This window comes from Bacillus sp. TH50, assembly GCF_016650565.1.
Classification (GTDB): domain Bacteria; phylum Bacillota; class Bacilli; order Bacillales; family Bacillaceae_G; genus Bacillus_A; species Bacillus_A mycoides.
In genome coordinates, this window is the sequence record NZ_JAEKFM010000004.1 from 84007 (window position 1) to 104628 (window position 20622).

The following is a 20622-nucleotide window of genomic DNA, read 5'->3' on the forward strand; positions in this document are numbered from 1 at the left end:
GGAGAGTGTCATTTGAAAAAAAGAAAGATAGTGGTGGTCATTGTAGCTTATACAGTGTTGCTTGCGACATCTATAAATACATATAAAGAGCAACTAGAGCATCCTATTATGAGCGATGTAGGAAAGTTGCTTCCAACGAAAATTAAACGTGTTGAAAATGCTGAGGATGAACGTTCATTAAAACAGTTAGTGCAAGATGCAAATGTTTCTGGAGAGAAAATTTCTATTGCAGGTATGCAACATAGCCAAGGCGGACAGACGTATTATCCGAACGGTACGATGCTTGATATGAAAGGATATAATGAAATATTAGAATTCGATCCGGAGAAGAAGAGGATTAGGGTGCAAAGCGGTGTCACATGGAATGACATTCAAAAGAAAATCAATCCATATGGTCTTGCAGTTCAAGTGATGCAATCTCAAAATATTTTTACTGTTGGTGGTTCATTAAGTGTAAATGTACATGGGCGTGATATTCGTCATGAAGCATTGATTGATACAGTAGAGTCGTTCAGATTGTTAATGGCAGATGGTACGGTGCGTAATGTAAATAGAGAAGAAAATGCTGACTTGTTTCCATATGTAATTGGGGGATATGGATTGTTTGGTGTAATTTTAGATGTGACGCTACAGTTAACAAACGATGAATTGTATGAAACGCACACGAAGGTACTAGATTATAAAGAATACTCTTCATACTTTAAGAATAAAGTGCGAAGGGACGAGAATATACGTATGCATTTAGCACGTATTTCTGTTGCCCCAAATTCATTTTTAAAAGAAATGTATGTGACAGATTATGTACTGGCAGAAGATCAACAGAAGCTGGGAGAGTACAGCAAATTAAAAGAAGAAAATATTATAGCTGCGCCGAAATTCTTACTTGGGTTATCACGTTATAGTGACTGGGGAAAGGGCGCATTTTGGGATATACAAAGAAGTTATTTTGAACGTACAGATGGTAAGTACGAAACTCGAAATAACGTAATGAGATCTGATAGTGCTTTTATGGAATACGATAATCCAAACTTGACCGAAGTTTTACAAGAGTACTTTGTACCGATAGATGGTTTTGCAGAGTATATAGATGATTTGCGAAGCGTTTTAAATGAAGAGGAATTAAACCTTCTTAACATTACAATCCGCTATGTAGAAAAGAATGAGAATGCGGTGCTATCTTATGCGAAAGATGATATGTTTGCGCTTGTGCTTCTAATTAATCAAGGGCGTTCTGAAGATGAAATAAAGAAAACAAAAGTGGTCATTCAAAAGATGATTGATGTTACGTTAAAGCATAATGGAAGTTATTATTTACCGTATTATTCTTATCCGGAAAAGGAGCAACTAAAGAAAGCGTATCCTCGCATAGAAGAATTCCTTCAGAAGAAGAAGGAAGTAGACCCAGAGGAAAGGTTTGTGAATTTATTTTATAAGGAGTATAGCAAATGACATATAGAAGATTTGTAGCCTCACAAAGCATTATTATGATGGCAGGTAGTATGGTATTTCCTTTTTATATACTATTGCTTCGAAATGTAGGAAATAGTTTCTCGCAATTTGGCTGGGCGTACGGCTTATTTGCCTTAACTTCAGCTCTAGTATATCCGTTAGTTGGAAGAATCTCTGATAGGGTAGGTGATAGAAAGTTATTAATTATATACGCATGGTCCATGGCTATATTAATGCTTTTTTTCCCTATTGCAACAGAAGTTTGGCATGTATACATTCTCCAAATTTTAATGGGTATTTTAGGTGCTGTGCAGCGTAATACGGAGAAGACATCGTTAGCACGAAAGGTAGCGCATAAGGAAGCTGGTTACGAAATTGGAAAATACCATGTATGGACATCAATTGGGGGCGGAGTAGCTATAATTGCAACTGGTTACCTAGTGGATTTCTTTACGATAGGGACTATTTTTTACATTGCTTCGGTTTTATATGTAGTTAGTGGATTTGTATTAAGCCGCGGTGATAAGTAATTAAAAGTATTTCCATTCCCATTTTTACCTGATTACCCTTTATTTGTTATACTTATGGAGAAGACAAAAGAAAAGGGGACATTGCCTTTGATGAAATTTATAGTTTTAGCTATTCTCACTTTGTTTTTGATTCCATGGACTAGAAGCGGTAATAAAATTCGCGCGGTGGATAAAGGAGGAAATGAGAAAGTTGTAAAGGGTAAGAAATCATCTATTTTAGTTATTCCTGTTTTATTTTGGATAGGTATTGTAATCTATGAATATTTCTGGCTAATTGATGATCGAGCAGATTCTATTCTTACTCATTATTCTGTTGCAGTAGCGATTTTAATTGGTCTTGTTTTATTCTCACAAGAGCAGGTAGGGAAATTAGAAGGTACGCTAAAAGGACTTCTAATGTTCGTTTTACTCGCAAGTTACGGCTATTTTGGTTATTTGCACGATATAGTAATCTCGCAAAAGAAATATGATTCGGTCGTGAAGGTAGAGAAAGATATTTCAGAGCCATTTACTGAAAATGACCAACCGTTTACAGTTCCGCCTAAAACAGCGGAGAATAAAATGAAAAAGGTATTTGGTGATATTCCGAAAGTGGCTTATTTTGAGCTAGGGGAATTAACGCCACAAATGGTAAATGGTGAAGCCTTGTATGTAGCACCGATAGAAGTTTCGGGATTTTTTAAAGCACGTAAAGCGGAAACAATTCCAGGTTACGTAACAATGTCAGGTACAAATCCTGATGCGGAAGCGAAATTACATCTTGGATATAAAATGAAGTATGTACCAAGCATGTTTTTCGGTAATAAATTAGAACGTGTCGTTCGAAAAGCAGAGCCAGATTTAGTTTTTAAAGGGAAACCAAAATTTGAAGTTGATGATAAAGGAAAACCGTATTATACAATGACATACGGTGAGTTTATTTCAGGAAGATCAGGGTTTGAAGTAGAAGGCGTTGTCGTTGTTGATGCACAAACAGGTGATGTGAAACGATATGATAAAGGGAATGCACCTAAATTCGTTGATGGTGTATTAAATCATGAAACAGCATCTACGTTAAATACGTACTTCGGAAAATATATTCACGGATTTTGGAATACGAAATTCTCACAAACTGACATGAAGATGCCGACTGAGTGGGGGACGAAGGAAGGCGTTACGCCAATCTTCGGGAAGGATGGTAAATTGTATTACTTTACAGACTTTACCTCTCCGAAAGAAGGAGTAGATTCTGCTCTCGGTTACTCATTAGTTGATGCACGTACAGGAAAGTTGTATTACTATAACGGAAAAGAAGTGAAGGGAATTATGGACGGTTCGGCTGCTACAGAAGTAGTGGATAATTCCTTTAAGCGAGAGAAATGGCATGGAACAATGCCGGTTATTTATAACGTATACGGTAAACCTTCGTGGATTGTACCGGTTATTGATGACGGGGGATTAGTACGTGCTCATACTGTTATATATGCTTCTAATGCAAAAATATTTGCGACAGGTTCGACGCAAAAAGAAGCACTTGAGAATTATAAAAATGCGCTGAGCGGAAGTGGTGACTCATTTAGACCGACTTCAAATGGGAAAGAAGCGCAAAAAGAAGGTATTGTACAACGTGTGTATAAAGAAAAATCAGGTGAAAATACGATTGTATACGTACTATTAGAAAATGAGCAAAAAGTATTTATGGTACCTGCGAAGAAATTCCCATATGCAATGTTTACAGAAGTAGGGGATCCAATTCAAATCACATATTTAGACACAGGAGAAATGATGGCATCTGTATCTAAATTTACAAATAGTAATTTGAAAAAGTAAAGCGATAGAGATTCTATCGCTTTTTTTACATTATTAAACAGGAAAATACGGTATACTTGACGTATATTTATGTTGTAACTATAATTGTTACGATTGAGTATTTATATGAAAGGGTGAATGGAAAAAGTGAATGGAGTTAATCACGAAGTATATAAACCTGTAAAGACAAACAGGTTATGGATGATTCTTGTATTAGGGACACTTACGGCAATTGGGCCATTATCTATTGATATGTATTTGCCTTCTTTACCAAAGTTAACGGATGATTTACAAACGGGTGCATCCCTCGCACAGCTTACATTAACTGCTTGTCTGCTTGGGCTTTCAGTAGGGCAGTTATTTATTGGTTCAATTAGTGACATTTACGGAAGACGCAAACCTCTTATTATCGCTCTTATTATTTATGTTGCTTCTTCTTTACTTTGTGCTGTTGCACCATCTATTTGGAGTTTAGTGCTTTTACGTTTCTTACAAGGTGCTTCAGGATCTGCTGGTATCGTTATATCACGTGCAATGGTACGTGATATGTATTCAGGTTCTGAAATGACGAAGTTTTTCTCATTACTTATGTTAGTAAACGGGGCAGCACCTATTTTGGCACCGATTATTGGAGGGCAATTATTACAGTTTACATCATGGCGCGGCGTTTTTATCGTTCTTGGAGTAATTAGTGTATTCATGCTAATATCATCTACTTTCGTATTACGTGAAACATTACCTCCTGAAGAAAGAGAGACAGGTGGATTATCAGGAACGCTGGCAACATACGGAAAGCTTTTGAAAGATCGTTTATTTATGGGATATGCATTGTCGCAAGGATTAGTAACAGCTGCAATGTTTGCTTATATTTCTGGTTCACCGTTCGTGTTGCAAAATATATACGGGGCATCACCACAACAGTTTAGTTTGTTCTTTGCAATTAACGGTATTGGTATTATTATTGCTAGCCAAGTTACTGGCCGCTTAGCAGGGAAAGTTAATGAGAAAACTTTATTTGTTGCTGGTATTATTATTGCAGCTATTGGTGGTCTATCTTTATTACTGACAATCTTACTAGGAATAGGTTTAATTGGCGTTTTATGCTCGTTATTCCTTGTTGTATCAAGTGTTGGGGTTGTATCAACAACCGGCTTCTCGTTAGCGATGAGAAATCAAAAACAAGCAGCAGGAACGGCATCGGCTTTATTAGGTTTATTACAGTTCATTTCAGGAGCACTTGTTGCACCATTAGTAGGTATTGGCGGAAGCAATACCGCATTACCGATGGGGGTTGTGATAGCGCTTTGTGAAATTGGTGCTGTATTATGTTATCTATTTATGGCCAGAAGAAGTGAGAAGCAGTTTGAACTGCAACAAAATAAAAAGTTAGAAGCTTAATAAAAAAGAGCTGATTCAAACATTTCTTTGAATCAGCTCTTTTTTTCGTTTCTTTGAAATAACTCATACATATTATTCATGATCGCATCATATAAGAAAGCAAGTTTATCCCATACCCAGCGGTTACTGTCGACCTCTTTCTCCCCGCAATCAATAATATCAGTATGATCTGTAATTCTATATGCCCTCTCAACGATAATAGGAGCAATCTTCGGTATGCGTGGAATTTCTTTTAAGACATCTGCAAAATTTCCAATGTAGACATGACCGATAATCTCGATTGTTAAAGATTTATCGGATATATTTAGCACAGTATGAAATTGATTTATATGTTGTTTCTTTAAATATTGGGCCAGCTTAAATGGAGCATGCTTCTTCTTTAATACGCGGCGAAGGCTCTCTGTATTTTCAATATGAAGTGACTTTTCGCGAATAAGGACGCGAATATCTTCGCCCATAAAGGGTATTGTATTGTACATTGATGATTCTCCTTACAAACTGAACTACGCTTACTTTATGCATATGTAAGTCTAGCATGGTTTGTTCTCTATGTGTGCTTACAGTTTTGTAAGGTGATGTAGTAAAGTGATGCAAAAGTTATTTGCATAAAGTGACGATACTGTGACAAAAATGTTGGTATGTATATTAAGATATCGTCTTAAGTGTAAAAAGTGGGGCGTTCTCGGTATAATAACAAGTGGAGATAAAAGAAACTATAATTAGTAGTAGCTGTAGATAAAAGGAGAATTCGAGATGAAGAAGGTTTTGGGTATTGCTGTAATGGGAAGTATGATCCTTCTAGCAGGATGTAATGGAAATAAAGAACCGAAAGAACCGAAAGAAAAGGTAGAGCAATCCACTGAGCAAACAGAAGAAATGAAAGAATACAGCGCAGTACATGAAAAATATGATGCGAAAATAAATAAAGAAATTAATAAGGCGTTACAGTTATTTGAAGTGGCAAAAGAAAAGGGCGGTAAGGAAATAACGAATGCTACATATAAAGAAGATGTGCAAAAGGTAACAACGAGCATGTTAGAAGATATTGATAATATACGTAAAGAAATTCGTGTTCCAAAGTCGAAAGAGCAAGAACATGAGGTATATGTTGGTTTCTTGAATGAATCGGAACAAGCGATGAAAAAATTACAGAAGTTAGCTAAAGAAGAAGATTCATCATTAATTCGTGATATAGAAATTAATTTTGCAACAGCATCGACATACTATAAACGTTTTCAAACAGAAGCGAAAAAATAACCTTGCGTGTGCAAGGTTATTTTTTCTTTTTACCATCTCCGTCTTCATCCTCGGATACTAATATCTTCTGTTCTTCGTGAAATTCTGAAATTGTTTGTCCAGTAATATTATCGAATGGAGTGTAAAAAGAAGTGATGCTTTTCTTTTTAATGAAGAGTTTATCCCGCATTAACGGGCAGTAAGACCCCCACCTCAAAGTTCAGTGAAAGCAAAGAAGTTAGGTAGGGGATCAACTGCCCGTAAAAGCCCGATTGGTGAGGGCTGATAATCAGTGGGGGATGAACAAAACACCCACTGATTAAAGTTTCACTTTATAGAAGCCGATGATGACAAGTACAAGTATTACGATTGTTAATGGTAATCCTATAGTAGCAAGAAGTAAGGGATCTATCTTATAACGCCTTTAATACAATTTCTTTTTATTATAAGCGAAAGATTGTAATTTCAATAACTAATATAACAGAAAACTGATTTTTCTAAATATATCCAAATTGATTGACTTTTCATTTTTTCAGAATTATAATTCGAAATATACAATTTGAACCAAATAATAATATAGCAATTTACTTATCCAGAGAGGTAGAGGGACTGGCCCTATGACACCTCAGCAGCGGGTTCTGTAACAGGAACACCGTGCTAATTCCAGCAAGCAAGTCTTGAAAGATAAGTGATGGGCCTTCGTTTATTAAGCCTTGATCTTATTTTTTAAGATCAAGGCTTTTTGTGTTTTAAGAAGTAGAGAAGGAGTAATGGCAACAAATATGTCAATAAAACAAAGTAAATTCATTTGTTTAGGGGGTTATTGAAGTGTATGTTATTAAAAAACTATCGGTTATGGTATTCATGCTATGGGTCATTACGACAGTAACATTTTTAATTATGCATATTATTCCAGGTGATCCGTTTTCATCAGATGCGAAAATCTTTCCTGAAGAAGTAATACAAAACATGAGAGCGAAGTATCACCTTGATGAACCGTTATGGAATCAGTATGTTGCTTATTTGGATGGGGTAGTTCATTTTGATTTTGGCGAATCTGTTCAATCGACAGGTCAAGGTGTATCGGAAATTATAACAACTGGTTTTGGACCATCGGCAATTATTGGTTTACAAGCACTTGTTATTTCATTGTTAGTCGGAATTGCCGCAGGTACATTTGCCGCGCTATATCATGGGAAAGTGATTGATTATAGTGTGAGCTTGCTTGCGATTCTCGGTATTTCTATTCCTAGTTTTATTTTAGCACCACTATTTATACAAGTATTCGCCATACAATTTGAATTACTACCAGTGGCGTCTTGGGGAACATTTGAGCATACTGTATTACCCTCCTTCGCATTAGCGTTAGGACCAATCGCAGTTATTACAAGATTTGTTCGCTCTAATATGATTGAAGTGTTGCAGAGTGATTATATTAAGCTAGCGAGAGCGAAAGGTATACCAATTAAGAAAATCATTATAAGACATGCTCTTCGAAATGCGATTGTTCCGGTACTTACATTTGTTGGCCCATTAATGGCTGGACTTTTAACAGGGACTTTCGTTATTGAAAAAATCTTTTCAATTCCTGGTTTAGGAAAATATTTTGTAGACAGTATTTTCAACCGAGATTATCCGGTGATTATGGGAACAACCATTTTCTATAGTGCGCTATTAATTGTATGTATTTTTATTACAGATATCATTCATCGTATTGTTGATCCGCGCATTCGTTCTATTACGTAAGGAGGGTGATGTTTAAATGGGGGCTTATGAAATTAATGACCAGTTATTAACGAATGAAGAGAAAAAAGAATTAACGATAAATAAAGATCAGCAAACGATTAGCCGGAAAAAGGAAGTGTTTCGCAAGTTTATATCAAACCCTATAGCAGTTTTAGGGGCAGTGACGTTATTACTAATTATTGTTTTCTCGCTTATTGGCGAAAGTTTAACGCCATTTACTGCGAGTGAACAAGTAAAAGAAGCAACTAATTTACCGCCTAGTAGTGAGCATTGGTTCGGAACAGACGATTTAGGGAGAGATATTTGGGCGCGTACTTGGGCTGGTGGGAAAATTTCATTAACAGTTGGATTGGTAGCAGCAGCTCTTGATATAGGGCTTGGTGTACTTATCGGTGGCTTTAGTGGATATGTGAGAGGACGTAATCGTCTTGGAACGTTAATTGATGAGTGGATTATAAGAGGGATTGAAGTATTATACGGTATCCCATATTTACTGATTGTTATTTTACTATTAATCATTATGAAACCAGGACTTTTTACAATTATTATAGCTCTTGCGTTAACGGGATGGATTGGCATGGCACGTCTCATTCGGGCGCAAGTACTTTCATTGAAACAAAGAGAATTTGTTATTGCAGCAGAGCGATTAGGTACACCTCATATGAAAATTATATACGGACATTTAATTCCAAACTTAACAGGGATTATTATCGTAAATTTATCATTTACAATTCCAGCAGCTATTTTCTCAGAATCATTTTTAAGTTTTATCGGACTTGGAGTACAATCACCAGCAGCGAGCTGGGGCACGATGACAAACGATGCACTCGGGACATTACTAAGCGGAGAGTGGTGGCAACTTTTCTTCCCGGCAATCATGATTGCACTCATCATGTTCGCATTTAATGCGATTGGTGATGGTTTGCAAGATGCGATTGATCCGAAAATCGTAAAACGTAATCGAAAGGAGAAAAAACATGGCACGAATCTTATCTTTAGAAGACGTAACGTTGGCCGTTGAAAAAGAGAATAGTAAGCAAGCAATTGTGAAGCATGTTTCCTTTTCTATTAACGAAGGTGAAATAGTTGCACTTGTCGGAGAAAGTGGTTCAGGGAAAAGTGTTACAGCACAATCAATTATCGGCTTAAATCAAGAATCGATTCATATTGATGATGGAAATATATCTTTCCAATCAAAGGAATTAACGGATTTACAAGAATCAGAATGGAATCAAATTCGCGGGAAAGATATTTCCTTTATCTTTCAAGACCCGCTTTCATCTTTAAATCCGACGATGAAGGTTGGAAGACAAATTACAGAAGTAATTGTGCAGCATGAAAAGAAATCGAAAAAAGAGGCAAAAGAAATTGCAATTAACTTACTAAATGATTTAGGGATACATGAAGCAGAGAAACGCTTTGAACAATACCCGTATCAGTTGAGCGGAGGTATGAGGCAGCGTATTTGTTTAGCAATTGCATTTGCTTGTCACCCGAAGCTCGTTATTGCAGATGAACCTACAACAGCATTAGATGTAACGATTCAAAAGCAAATTATGGAGTTGTTAAAAGAAAGAAAGGAAAAACAAAATACGAGTATTTTATTAATTACACATGATTTGGCACTTGTACGTGAAGTAGCTGACCGAGTAGTAGTTATGTACGGGGGACGTGTTGTTGAAAAAGGAACGATTCAAGAAGTAATTGGCTCACCTAAGCACCCTTACACAAAAAGTTTATTGCAAGCAATTCCGAATATGGATGATTCAGAAAAGGTACTTAGAGCAATTGAGGGAACAACACCTTCAATTGAAACGTTAAATAGTTTTGGATGCCCGTTTGTGAATCGTTGTCCTGTAGCGATAAAAGAATGTATTCATCGCTTCCCAGAGAGAACAACATATTCTGAGGAGCATAGTTCACATTGCTGGCAGCATATTCTGGAGCATAATAAAGCGAAATCAAAAGAGAGGGTGAATGCCTCATGACGACAGATTTAATTACTGTAAAGCAAGTAACGAAAACGTATGGAAGTAAAAATAAAGAAATCGCAGCGTTAAAAGGTATATCACTTTCTATCCCAAAAGGAACAACGCTTGGCATTATTGGAGAAAGTGGTTCTGGAAAGACAACACTTGGTAAGCTCATAGCTGGGATCGAGCGTCCAACGTCTGGTGAAATTGATTATAACGGTCAAGTTGTTCACAAGCTGAAGTCAGCTCATAAGCGGGATTTCTTACAGAAAGTACAGTTCATTTTTCAAGATTCCACAGCTGCATTAAATCCGCGCTGGAAAGTACGCGATATTGTAACAGAAGGCTATATTTCATTCGGTTTAGGCGATAAAGGATTGAAAGATAAGGTCGCAGGTGATGCACTAGAGCGTGTTGGATTAGATAGACGATATATTGATCGCTATCCACACGAATTTAGCGGAGGACAACGTCAACGTATTGCCATTGCAAGAGCGCTATTATGTGAGCCAGAAGTATTAATCCTTGATGAACCAATTTCAGCATTAGATGTTTCACTGCAAATCCAAATTGTACATTTACTGCAAAAGATTCAAAAGGAACAAGGCTATACATATTTATTTATCGCACATGATTTACCGATGGTTCACTATTTATGTGAAAAAGTGGCTGTCTTATACAAAGGAGAACTTGTTGAATTTGGATATACGGACGAAGTATTCCGTAATCCACAACATTCTTATACAAAAACATTATTAGCATCAACACCAAAAATTTCAGGTTAAAGGAGAATGTAGGATGAAGAAGTTTTTATTATTTGTCATTATGACTGTTTTAGCAATAACTTCTGTTGCTTGTGGTAAGAAAGAGACGCAAAAGGCGAGTGCTGGTAAGGGAGAAGGGGATCGATTAGTAACGAATATTAGCAGTGATCCGTATACGCTTGATTCTGCCATTGCGACAGATAGCACGTCAGGTTATGTAATTGGACATTTATTCTCAAGCTTATATACGCAAGATAGTGATGGGAAATATCAAAATGAATTGGCAGAGAAAGAAGAAGTAAATGCAGATGGAACTGAATATACAATCCATTTAAAGAAAGATATTAAATGGTCAGATGGTTCTCCTATTACAGCAAATGATTTTGAATTTGCATGGAAGCGATTATTAAATCCGAAAACGGGTTCTATGAATGGGACAGAAATGTACTTTATTAAAGGAGCAGAGGCATATAATACTGGAAAAGGTGAAGAAGGACAAGTTGGTATTCAAGTCGTTGATCCTCAAACATTAAAGGTAACACTTGAGCACCCAGTTGCTTCTATTAAACAAAAATTAGCAAGTTCATTATTTATTCCATTATCTAAAAAATCAATTGATGATAATAATAAATTAAAAACAGATCCAAAAGAGTTAATTACGAACGGACCATTCACGTTAAAGGAATGGAAGCATAACCAAGCTATTACAGTACAAAAAAATAAAGAATACTATGATAAAAAGGTAACATTAAAAGAAATTGAGTTTCGTATTATTCCAGATTCTAAAACAGCGTACCAATTGTACAAGTCAAAAGAATTAGATTTGCTAAGTAGCTTACCACAAGAGATGATTGAAAAAGAAAAAGGAAACAAAGAATATAAGCGTGTTGCAGGATTCTCATCTTATATTTATTCGTTTAACGTAGAAAAAGAGCCGTTTACAAATGCAAAGGTACGTAAAGCATTTTCATTAGCGGTTGATCGTAAGTTTATCGTTGAAAAACTGTATAAAAATAATGCACAAGAAGCATATGCTTTTGTTCCAGAAGGAGCAAAAACACAAGGTGGTCGTGATTTCCGTAAAGAAAAAGGTGATTACGTAAAATTCGATTCAGCAGAAGCGAAAAAATTATTAGAAGAGGGCATGAAAGAGCAAGGTTGGTCTACATTACCTGAAGTAACATTAAAATTCACTACAGATACACAACATAAAAAAGTAGCAGAAGCAATGCAAGAAATGTTTAAGAAAAATCTTGGTGTAGATATTAAATTAGAAAATAAAGAGTGGAAGAGTTACATCGACACATATAAGCAAAGTGATTTCCAATTAGCTTATATGGGATGGGGCGGCTCTCTATTGGATCCGATTACTAAACTAGATTTATATGCAGGTGATGGTCCAAACAACTATGCAAAATGGCATAATAAAGAATTTGATGCTTTAGTAAAAGAAGCAGAAGTTGAACAAAACGAAGATAAGCGTTTTGACTTATTGCATAAAGCAGAAGATATTATGTTTGATGATACACCATTAATCCCAATTATTTTCCCAAGCTCTTCGTATTTACAAAAATCATCAGTATCTGGCGTTCAATTCATTATTGGTTCTAGTCCAGAACTAAGATACGTAAAAATTAAAAAATAAAGAAGTAGGCAATCGCCTACTTCTTTATTTTATTTCTCTTTTATATTCTTTTTTCGTTCCATCAGAGAATATAACTTCTAAAGCGAATTTTTGGTAATCTTTATCAAGTTTGAACACGTTTACTACTTGATCAATTACTTCTTGGTCAGGAGTATCTTTATCAAATTTTAATTCTTGTAGAAGTGGGCTTAATTTTGTAATAGCCTCGTCGCCTGTTAATTTTACATCTGCTTTATGGTCTTCAACTTTTGCTTCCATTTTTTTATCGGCTGCTACATTTTTATAATCAGCTTCGTAGTCTTTCTTCGTATCTTGATAGTCTGCTTTTAAATCAAATTCATTAAAGTTTAGTTTTAAATCTGCAGGAGCCTCATTTTTTGCTTCTTCAGTCGTTTTCTTATTAGAAGTTGTATCTTCTTTTGCAGGAGCTTTACATCCTGTTAATGCAGGTACTAGCATAAGAGCTAATAAAATTGATAGTAAAATTCTCATTATAAATTCCTCCTTATGTAAATTTGTTCTATACAAGTTTTTCCCAAAATCATGTAATTATGTATGTGTTGAAAATAAATTATTTTCTCGCAGCTTCAAGGGTAAACGCGCAATTTAAATCAAAAATGATTTGTATGTATATGGTAAATTGAAGTTATAAGGAGGTACTGAAATGCATGAAGAATATAAAGAGATGATAAAAAAAGCAATCGAATATATAGAGAATCATTTACATGAAGAGCTTACAACAGAAAGAGTGGCATTTCATGGTGCAGTATCGATGTACCATTTTCATCGTATTTTTCAAAGTTATATTGGGATGAGTGTAACGGATTATGTTCGTAAGAGAAGATTAACTCATGCTGCACAGGCTTTAGTATCGACTGAAAGAGCTGTTATTGATATTGCAGTGCAATATGGCTTTTCCTCACAAGAAGCATTTACTAGAGCTTTTAAAAGAATGTTTCAATTACCACCAAAAAAATATCGAAAGTATTTCCAGTCATTTTATATAGAAAGAGAGGGCGTTTCAATGGAAAAAGGTATACCGAAAGGATGGATATTAAGTGGAAGTCATCCTGCTGAATATGAGATGGGTTTAGATTACGAAGTTGTTCATCAAGGAAAAGTATCTGCATATATAAAAGGAAAAGAGAACGTTACACACGGAGGGTTTTCAACATTAATGCAAATGTTCCGAGCAGATAAATATGTAGGTAAGAGATTACGTTTAACCGCATTTATTAAGAGTGAGAATGTAAGAGACTGGGCGGGATTATGGATGCGAGTAGATGGAAAAGATACAGAGCCTATTGCTATGGATAACATGCAAAATCGTCCAATTAAAAATACGAATAACTGGCAATCATACTCGGTTGTACTAGATATAAAAGAAGAAGCGCTTGGTATTGCATTTGGTGTTTTATTATCAGGAGAAGGCTGTGTCTGGCTAGATAGTATTCGTTTTGATGAAGTTGATGAAAAAATTCCATCAACAGATCTAGCAGAAAACTTTTATGAGACACTTTTAGAAGAGCCGGTGAATCTGCAATTTGAAGAGATAGAACAGTAAAAAGTAAGGAGAAAAGGTATGCTCAAATATGTAAAACTAATAAGTATTAGTTTAGTAGTATCGTCTTGTATTATGGGAATTAACTATTTAATTAGCTATCTTTGGTCAGGGCATATACCTTCTTTGACGTGGAGAACATATTTGATGTTTGTGTTTATATTTATGATGAGTTTTGGTTCAATACAAAAAGAGAGCTATGAAGAGAGTTGATAATCGTCCTTTTATTCTTCTTAGTATTAATACATATGTATTTATCACTGCATTGGAAAAACAGGTTTGCCGTTTGGGATTATTTCCCGCAACATATGCAGCAAATGGTTATTATACAATAATATTCGGCGGAGTTAGTTTGGAGAAAAACATTATTTCATTATTACTTGTTATACTAGTTACACAATTGGTAGCGGGAATCACTATAGGTATAAAAGGGATAGTAAAGAGGAGAAGTTCTGTAGTTAAAGAAGCATAAAGTAAAAAAAGGTATCCTTCGTGGGATACCTTTTTTACTAGTGTTTATTATTTTGCAACTTCTGTCCACTTGTAGTTAAATTCACCGCCGAAGTCAGTTGTTACAAGTCCTTTAATGAAAGAGCGTTGTAAGTAAGAGCGACCTTGTTGGTATAAAGGAGCGACAGCACCATCTTGTAATAAGATTTTTTCAGCTTGCTTCATTGCTTCCCAGCGACCTTTTTCATCACCAGCTAAATCAGTTTTTACTTTACGAATAAGCTCGTCGTACTCTTTGTTAGAGTATTTATCGAAGTTATAAGCACTATCTGTTGTGAATAGATCTAAGAATGTAATAGGATCCGCGAAGTCAGGGCCCCAGCCATCGATTCCAATTTCGTAATCACCACTTAATAGTAGTTTTAACTGTTGTTTACGTGGTTGAGGTTTTAAATTCACTGTTAATCCATCTAGATTCTTTTCTAATTCACCTTTTAAATATTCACCAGTTTTCTTAGCTAAAGCATTATCACTTGTTAATAGTTCAATTGTTACTTTGTCAGTACCAAGTTCTTGTTTCGCTTTTTTCCAGTTTTCTTTTGCAGATTTCACATCATCTTTGACTAGATTTCCATTCTCTTTACGGAAGTCATTACCGTCTGGACTTTTTGCGAATTTCGCAGGAACCATTCCTTCTGCTGGGATTGCACCGTTATTTAAAATTGTTTCTACGTACGCTTTTTTATTCATTGCTTCGTTAATAGCGAGGCGTGCATGTTGATTTTTTAATACTGCATTTTTCTGATTTAGTCGTAAGAATTGGATACCGACTTCAGCGCGTTCCTTGAAGTTGGAATCGTTCTTATACTTATCAACAAACTCCGCAGTTAAAGCAACACGATCAATTTGTCCTGAATCATATAAGTTAACTTCTGTAGATTTATCTTTAACGACATTGAAGTTGATTTCTTCTAGTTTTACAGTTTTAGCATCCCAATAGTTAGGGTTCTTCTTCAATTGGAAGCTTTGTTCATGTTTCCAGTTATCTAATGTGAAAGCCCCGTTGTAAATTAAATGATTCGTTTCTAAACCATATTTATCACCTTGAGATTTTAAATACTCTTCATTAATTGGTAAGAATGTTGAAAATGTTGTTAAGCTTAAGAAGTAGGGAACAGGTCGGTCCAGTTGTACTTCTAAAGTTTTATCATCAAGAGCTTTAACACCTAATTGATCGATTGCTGCTTCTTTTTGGTTTATTTGTTTCGCATTTTTTATATCAAAGAATAAGAATGCATATTCAGCAGCTGTTTCAGGGTTTACGGCACGTTGCCAAGCGAAGACAAAGTCTTTTGCTGTAACAGGAGTACCGTTTGACCATTTCGAATCACGAAGATGGAATGTATATTTTGTTTTGTCTGGACTAATGTCAACTGACTCAGCGACACCAGGGATTGGTTTATTATCTTCTCCCATTGCATACAAACCTTCAAAAACATTTCTCATTACATTCATGGATTCTCCATCCGTCGCTTTTGCAACATCCATTGTTGGAATTTCTGAAGCAAATGATAAGTTAATCGCTTGTTTATCAGGTGCTTTATCGTTCGCTTTTGCTCCGCCTGCATTATCTTTATTTCCCCCGCAAGCAGTTAGTAGTAGACTTGCCCCTAAAACAGATGCAACAACAGGTACAACTTTTTTCTTCATTGTTCTTTCCTCCCTAAATGTGTTGTTCGTAACGTCATAATGTCCATGTCTTGAAGTGTAGCTATAGAAGAAGAGAAAACCTATTATAAATATGTGTATATAGGTAATCGGGTGTTCTATATGTATATACATGTTGAACTATAATCTATCGTTATATGTTTCAACTTAGTAGACATTACATTTTGATGGTAAAATATTTTGTTTCTTTGATTATTTAGAATATTAACACTGAAAAGAACTATATGTCAATAATAAAAAGTGGAGTGTTAATTTCTTGGAATAATATATTAAAAAAGCAGATTTCCTCATATTAGGGAATCTGCTTTTAATATATTTTGCTAAAAAAACAATGGGTGTGGGTGGGAACACAATGATCTAAGTTGCATTTTATCCCGCATTAACGGGCAGTAAGATCCTCACCTCAAAATTCAGTGAAAGCAAAGAATTTAGGGGGGATCAACTGCCCGTAAAAGCCCGATTGGTGAGGGCTGATTAAAGTTTCACTTTATTTTTCAATTTTTGCCCATTTGAAGTTTAATTGACCAGCAAAGTCTACTTGCACAATGCCTTTTACAAAGGATCGCTCTAAATAAGATTCGCCTTTTTGGTAAAGAGGAGCGATAACAGAGTCTTTAAACAATATTTTTTCTGATGCTAGTAACGCTTCCCAGCGAGCTTTTTCATCACCAGCCAAGGTAGTTTTAACTTTTTCAATTGTGTCATCAAACTCTTTATTAGAGTAATGATCTAAATTGTAAGGGTTATTCGTCGTAAATAGTTCAAGGAATGTAATTGGATCAGCAAAGTCAGGGCTCCAACCGTCAATTCCAATCTCGTAGTCACCTTTTAATAAGAGTGAAACTTGTTGTTTACGTGGTTGCGGTTTTATATTTACCGTTAAGCCATCTAAATTCTTTTCTAGTTGTCCTTTTAGGAACTCACCAGTTTTCTTCTCAAGGTCACCATCACTTGTTAATAATTCTAATGTTATCTTTTCAGAACCAAGTTCTTTTTTTGCTTTCTTCCATAATTCTTGTGCAGATGTTGTATCAACTTTTGTTAAATCGCCGTTTGCAGTACGGAAGTCTTTTCCATCAGGCCCTTTTGCAAAGTTTTTCGGCACGAGACTAAAGGTTGGTGTAGAGCCATCATTTAATAACGTATTTACAAAAGATTTTCGATCAATTGTTTGATCGATTGCTTGGCGTGCAGAAACGTTTTGAAGTACTTTGTTTTGCTGATTCATACGTAAAAACTGTACCCCTACGTTCGGACGTTCTTTAAAGTTAGCATCCTTTTTATATTTATCAACGAAGTCAGATGTTAGTTTTATACGGTCTAATTGTTTGGATTCGAATAAATTTACTTCTGTTGATTTCTCTTTCACAACGTTGAAATTGATTTCTTCGAGTTTGACATTATCTTTATCCCAATAGGTAGGGTTTTTCTTAAATTTAAAGCTTTGTTCATGCTTCCAATCACTTAGTGTAAAAGCTCCGTTGTACAAGATTTTGTTATCTTCTAAAGCGTACTTATCACCTTGTGCTTTAAAGAATTCCTCGTTGATTGGTAGAAATGTTGGGAACGCCGTTAAGCTAATAAAATACGGAACAGGGCGCTCTAATTCTACTTCAAACGTATGGTCATCAACTGCTTTTATACCAAGTTGATCGGATGGGAGTTCTTTGCTATTAATTTTTTTAGCGTTTTTAATATCCAGGAATAAAAAAGCATATTCAGAAGCTGTTGCTGGATCGACAGCTCTTTGCCAAGCAAAGACAAAATCTTTCGCTGTTACAGGTGTGCCGTTCGACCATTTTGAATCTCGTAAATGGAATGTGTATTTCGTTTTATCAGCACTTACTTCATGAGATTTCGCAACGCCAGGAACAGGTTTATTACCTTCACCAAGATTGTATAAACCTTCAAATACGTTTCTCATTACTTGACCAGAATCAGTATCTGTAGCACGAGCCGTATCCATTGTTCGAATCTCAGTAGGTGAAGATAAGTTTAAAACTTGCTTACTAGGTGCCTCATCTTTTGCATTTGCTCCGCTCGCTTCGTTTTTATAACTACCGCAACCAGATAATAAAATACTTACTCCTACAACTGATGCAATACCGGGTACAAACTTCTTTTTCATTTGATTTTCCTTCTAAATAGTTAATAAGATTGGATGATGATGAGGGAAATGAAAAACAAAAAATCCCTCTTTTCGTATTGAGAAAGAGGGATTTTTACGTACAAGTTATGCACCCGTATATAAACGAAGTCCCTCATTCTATCTTTCAAGCACAAAGCTTGCAGGAAGTGGCACAGTATTCAAAATGAACCTGCTGCCGAGGTTTCAAAGGGCCAGTCCCTCCACCTCTCTTGATACAATGAGTAAACAAATAAATTTTATTGATTTTTGCGTTTCTTTGATAATTCAAAATCTTACACCTTAGATAATGAAGTGTCAATCAAATGGAATGTAGTTTAAATTTTCAGTTTTATTAAAAATAAAAAAACCACTGCATATGGCAGTGGTTTCCCTACTAGAAGTTAAAGTTATCTGGATCTGGACCAACGCGATGATTTTCATTTAAAGCTTGAATTGCTTTCATATCATCCGAGCTTAATTCAAAGTCAAAGATGTTTGCATTTTCAATAATGCGGTGCTCTTTAATAGACTTAGGGATTGTTACAACTTCATTTTGTAGATCCCAACGTAAAATAACTTGTGCAGTCGATTTATTATATTTCGTAGCGATTTCTTGTAATGTTGGGTGATTAAGTAGCTGCCCCTGCATTAATGGTGACCAAGCTTCAAGCTGGATGTTATGTTCTTTACAGAAGGCATGTAATTCTTCTTGTGCTAAACGTGGGTGGTATTCCACTTGGTTAACCATTGGTTTAATTTCTGCAATTTCAAATACGTCTTGCAAATGGTGAATATGGAAATTACTCACACCGATAGCACGAACACGACCATCTTTATAAAGCTGCTCTAAAGCTTTCCATGATTCAGTGTATTTTCCTTTTACAGGCCAATGTACTAAATATAGATCTAAATATTCTAGACCTAATTTTTCTAATGTAGTTTCAAATGCTTGTAGTGTTGACTCGTAACCTTGATCACTATTCCACACTTTTGAAGTGATGAATAACTCTTCACGAGGAATACCAGATTCTTGAATTGCCTGTCCAACGCCTTCTTCGTTTTTATATATCGCAGCAGTATCGATACTACGGTATCCATTTTTTATAGCTGCTTTTACAGAATCAATTACTTCTGTACCATCTTCAACTTTAAAAACACCCAAGCCGAACCAAGGCATTTTCACGCCGTTATGTAATGTTGTATAGTCGTTTAAACTTGTTAAAGTCATATTAATTCCCCCTAGCTTTTTTATTGGTCGCTTCAACTGCTTGTTGAATGACTTCTGAAAAATTATTTTCATATAGAACTTTTAAGCCTTCAGCCGTTGAACCTCCTGGTGTTGTTACTTGTTCGCGGAGCATAGCTGGATCCTGATTTTGCTGGAGCATAGCGGCAGAGCCAGCAATCATTTGAATGACAAGGTGTTTTGCTGTTTCCTCATCAATACCATAGCTTTTCGTTGCTTCAATTAAACCTTCAGCAAAGTGATAGAGAAAAGCGGGTGCACTACCAGTAACTGCGGTAAGTTGGTGAACTTCCTCTTCGGTACAAAACTGTGAGGTACCGATACCTTTTAAAAGAAGTTGTAACGTTTCTTGATGTGTTTCATCTACAGAATGTCCCGTCGTATATAAGGAGATAGACTTGCCAATTCCAGCAGCTGTATTTGGCATAATCCAAGCAACAGGTGTCCCTTGGGGAAGTCTTTCTTCTAGATAAGATGGTCCGATTCCGGCAGCAACTGTCACGACAAATTGATTAGTTAGAAGAGGGGATAGATCCGCTAATAGCTGTTCATGTGCGACAGGCGGCATTGCTAAAACGATTGTATCTACAGATTTAATATGCTGTTTCCAATCTGTTGTAATCGATAGATCATATTGAGTTTGTAATTGCGTTAGTTTTTCTATGTTACTTCGGTTGGAAACAATAATTTCTTCGATGTATTCTTTACTTGTTGTAAGTAGTCCAGCAAATATAGCTTCTGCCATACGACCGGCACCAATAAATAAAATTCGATGTTTATTAGGCATATCCTTTATTCCTTTCTGATGAGAATATGTTATAAAAAACGATACCATTTTTAAGAGAATTTTGTAAAAAGAAACGGCTTATCGTAAGTGGAATAGATGAGTGGCGAGTTTTACAGGAGAAAATTTATAGTAAGTATAAGAGTTATTTCTTATACTGTTGATAGGGAGTTTATTACATATCTGGGGAGAGATA

General features: G+C 35.7%; 20 protein-coding genes and 2 riboswitches. Of the genes, 13 read left to right on the top strand and 7 right to left on the bottom strand.

What is annotated here, in order from left to right; genetic code table 11:
- Positions 1-12: 12 nt before the first annotated feature.
- The 4 genes from JFU23_RS16590 (at position 13) to JFU23_RS16605 (ending at position 5165) form a co-directional block, all read left to right on the top strand.
- Positions 13-1449, top strand: coding sequence for an FAD-binding oxidoreductase (locus tag JFU23_RS16590; RefSeq protein WP_085308617.1), 1437 nt, complete (start codon positions 13-15; stop codon positions 1447-1449).
- Positions 1446-1979 carry an MFS transporter gene (locus tag JFU23_RS16595; protein ID WP_002091456.1) on the top strand — a complete coding sequence of 178 codons (534 nt, stop codon included), beginning with the start codon at positions 1446-1448 and terminating at the stop codon, positions 1977-1979. Before JFU23_RS16590 ends, JFU23_RS16595 begins: the two co-directional genes overlap by 4 nt.
- Before the next feature lie 90 nt (positions 1980-2069).
- Positions 2070-3788 carry a DUF3981 domain-containing protein gene (locus tag JFU23_RS16600; RefSeq protein ID WP_201032352.1) on the top strand — a complete coding sequence of 573 codons (1719 nt, stop codon included), beginning with the start codon at positions 2070-2072 and terminating at the stop codon, positions 3786-3788.
- A gap of 117 nt (positions 3789-3905) precedes the next feature.
- Positions 3906-5165 (top strand): multidrug effflux MFS transporter, encoded by a 1260-nt coding sequence (locus JFU23_RS16605; protein WP_201032328.1) that lies wholly within the window; start codon positions 3906-3908, stop codon positions 5163-5165.
- A gap of 32 nt (positions 5166-5197) precedes the next feature.
- Here the strand turns inward: JFU23_RS16605 and JFU23_RS16610 are convergent, their stop codons facing one another.
- The gene (locus tag JFU23_RS16610) at positions 5198-5644 is read right to left on the bottom strand and encodes a hypothetical protein (RefSeq protein ID WP_002167144.1); all 447 of its coding nucleotides are present in this window, start codon (positions 5642-5644) and stop codon (positions 5198-5200) included.
- 274 nt (positions 5645-5918) lie between these two features.
- Between JFU23_RS16610 and JFU23_RS16615 the strand changes: the two genes are divergently transcribed.
- Positions 5919-6422 carry a hypothetical protein gene (locus JFU23_RS16615; RefSeq protein WP_201032329.1) on the top strand — a complete coding sequence of 168 codons (504 nt, stop codon included), beginning with the start codon at positions 5919-5921 and terminating at the stop codon, positions 6420-6422.
- 16 nt (positions 6423-6438) lie between these two features.
- Here the strand turns inward: JFU23_RS16615 and JFU23_RS16620 are convergent, their stop codons facing one another.
- Complete coding sequence (locus tag JFU23_RS16620) at positions 6439-6591, bottom strand: DUF3951 domain-containing protein (RefSeq protein ID WP_002009827.1); 153 nt, start codon at positions 6589-6591, stop codon at positions 6439-6441.
- 395 nt (positions 6592-6986) lie between these two features.
- A riboswitch (SAM riboswitch) is annotated at positions 6987-7092 on the top strand.
- 137 nt (positions 7093-7229) lie between these two features.
- Here JFU23_RS16620 and JFU23_RS16625 point away from each other — a divergent pair.
- The 5 genes from JFU23_RS16625 to JFU23_RS16645 are packed head-to-tail and all read left to right on the top strand — an operon-like array spanning position 7230 to position 12529.
- A complete protein-coding gene (locus JFU23_RS16625) occupies positions 7230-8147 on the top strand; it encodes an ABC transporter permease (protein ID WP_201032330.1) in 918 nt (305 codons plus the stop codon).
- A 16-nt stretch (positions 8148-8163) separates the two neighbouring features.
- Positions 8164-9168, top strand: coding sequence for an ABC transporter permease (locus JFU23_RS16630; protein WP_201032331.1), 1005 nt, complete (start codon positions 8164-8166; stop codon positions 9166-9168).
- Entirely contained in the window at positions 9125-10135 is a 1011-nt protein-coding gene (locus tag JFU23_RS16635; protein ID WP_201032332.1) for an ABC transporter ATP-binding protein, read from the top strand. The genes JFU23_RS16630 and JFU23_RS16635 overlap by 44 nt, the downstream gene beginning before the upstream one ends.
- The gene (locus JFU23_RS16640) at positions 10132-10905 is read left to right on the top strand and encodes an ABC transporter ATP-binding protein (RefSeq protein ID WP_002091442.1); all 774 of its coding nucleotides are present in this window, start codon (positions 10132-10134) and stop codon (positions 10903-10905) included. The genes JFU23_RS16635 and JFU23_RS16640 overlap by 4 nt, the downstream gene beginning before the upstream one ends.
- A gap of 13 nt (positions 10906-10918) precedes the next feature.
- Entirely contained in the window at positions 10919-12529 is a 1611-nt protein-coding gene (locus JFU23_RS16645) for a peptide ABC transporter substrate-binding protein (protein ID WP_201032333.1), read from the top strand.
- A 24-nt stretch (positions 12530-12553) separates the two neighbouring features.
- Here JFU23_RS16645 and JFU23_RS16650 read toward each other — a convergent pair whose 3' ends face one another.
- The gene (locus tag JFU23_RS16650; protein ID WP_201032334.1) at positions 12554-13021 is read right to left on the bottom strand and encodes a YusW family protein; all 468 of its coding nucleotides are present in this window, start codon (positions 13019-13021) and stop codon (positions 12554-12556) included.
- Between the two features lie 172 nt (positions 13022-13193).
- Between JFU23_RS16650 and JFU23_RS16655 the strand changes: the two genes are divergently transcribed.
- The 3 genes from JFU23_RS16655 to JFU23_RS16665 are packed head-to-tail and all read left to right on the top strand — an operon-like array spanning position 13194 to position 14562.
- Positions 13194-14093: a helix-turn-helix transcriptional regulator gene (locus JFU23_RS16655; protein ID WP_201032335.1), complete on the top strand. Its 900-nt coding sequence runs from the start codon at positions 13194-13196 to the stop codon at positions 14091-14093.
- A gap of 18 nt (positions 14094-14111) precedes the next feature.
- Positions 14112-14303, top strand: a complete 192-nt coding sequence (locus JFU23_RS16660; RefSeq protein ID WP_201032336.1) for a hypothetical protein — start codon at positions 14112-14114, stop codon at positions 14301-14303.
- Complete coding sequence (locus JFU23_RS16665) at positions 14290-14562, top strand: hypothetical protein (RefSeq protein WP_201032337.1); 273 nt, start codon at positions 14290-14292, stop codon at positions 14560-14562. The genes JFU23_RS16660 and JFU23_RS16665 overlap by 14 nt, the downstream gene beginning before the upstream one ends.
- A 47-nt stretch (positions 14563-14609) precedes the next feature.
- On the opposite strand, the gene JFU23_RS16670 is transcribed toward JFU23_RS16665, so the two are convergent.
- The 4 genes from JFU23_RS16670 to proC all read right to left on the bottom strand — a co-directional run bounded on the left by JFU23_RS16670 (position 14610) and on the right by proC (position 20429).
- On the bottom strand, positions 14610-16250 hold the full coding sequence (locus JFU23_RS16670) for a peptide ABC transporter substrate-binding protein (protein ID WP_201032338.1): 1641 nt from the start codon (positions 16248-16250) through the stop codon (positions 14610-14612).
- Between the two features lie 505 nt (positions 16251-16755).
- Positions 16756-18396, bottom strand: coding sequence for a peptide ABC transporter substrate-binding protein (locus JFU23_RS16675; protein ID WP_201032339.1), 1641 nt, complete (start codon positions 18394-18396; stop codon positions 16756-16758).
- A gap of 135 nt (positions 18397-18531) precedes the next feature.
- Positions 18532-18636: riboswitch (SAM riboswitch) on the bottom strand.
- A gap of 154 nt (positions 18637-18790) precedes the next feature.
- A complete protein-coding gene (locus JFU23_RS16680) occupies positions 18791-19624 on the bottom strand; it encodes an aldo/keto reductase (protein ID WP_002063472.1) in 834 nt (277 codons plus the stop codon).
- 1 nt (position 19625) lies between these two features.
- Positions 19626-20429, bottom strand: a complete 804-nt coding sequence (gene proC, locus JFU23_RS16685) for a pyrroline-5-carboxylate reductase (RefSeq protein WP_002091431.1) — start codon at positions 20427-20429, stop codon at positions 19626-19628.
- Positions 20430-20622: the final 193 nt, after the last annotated feature.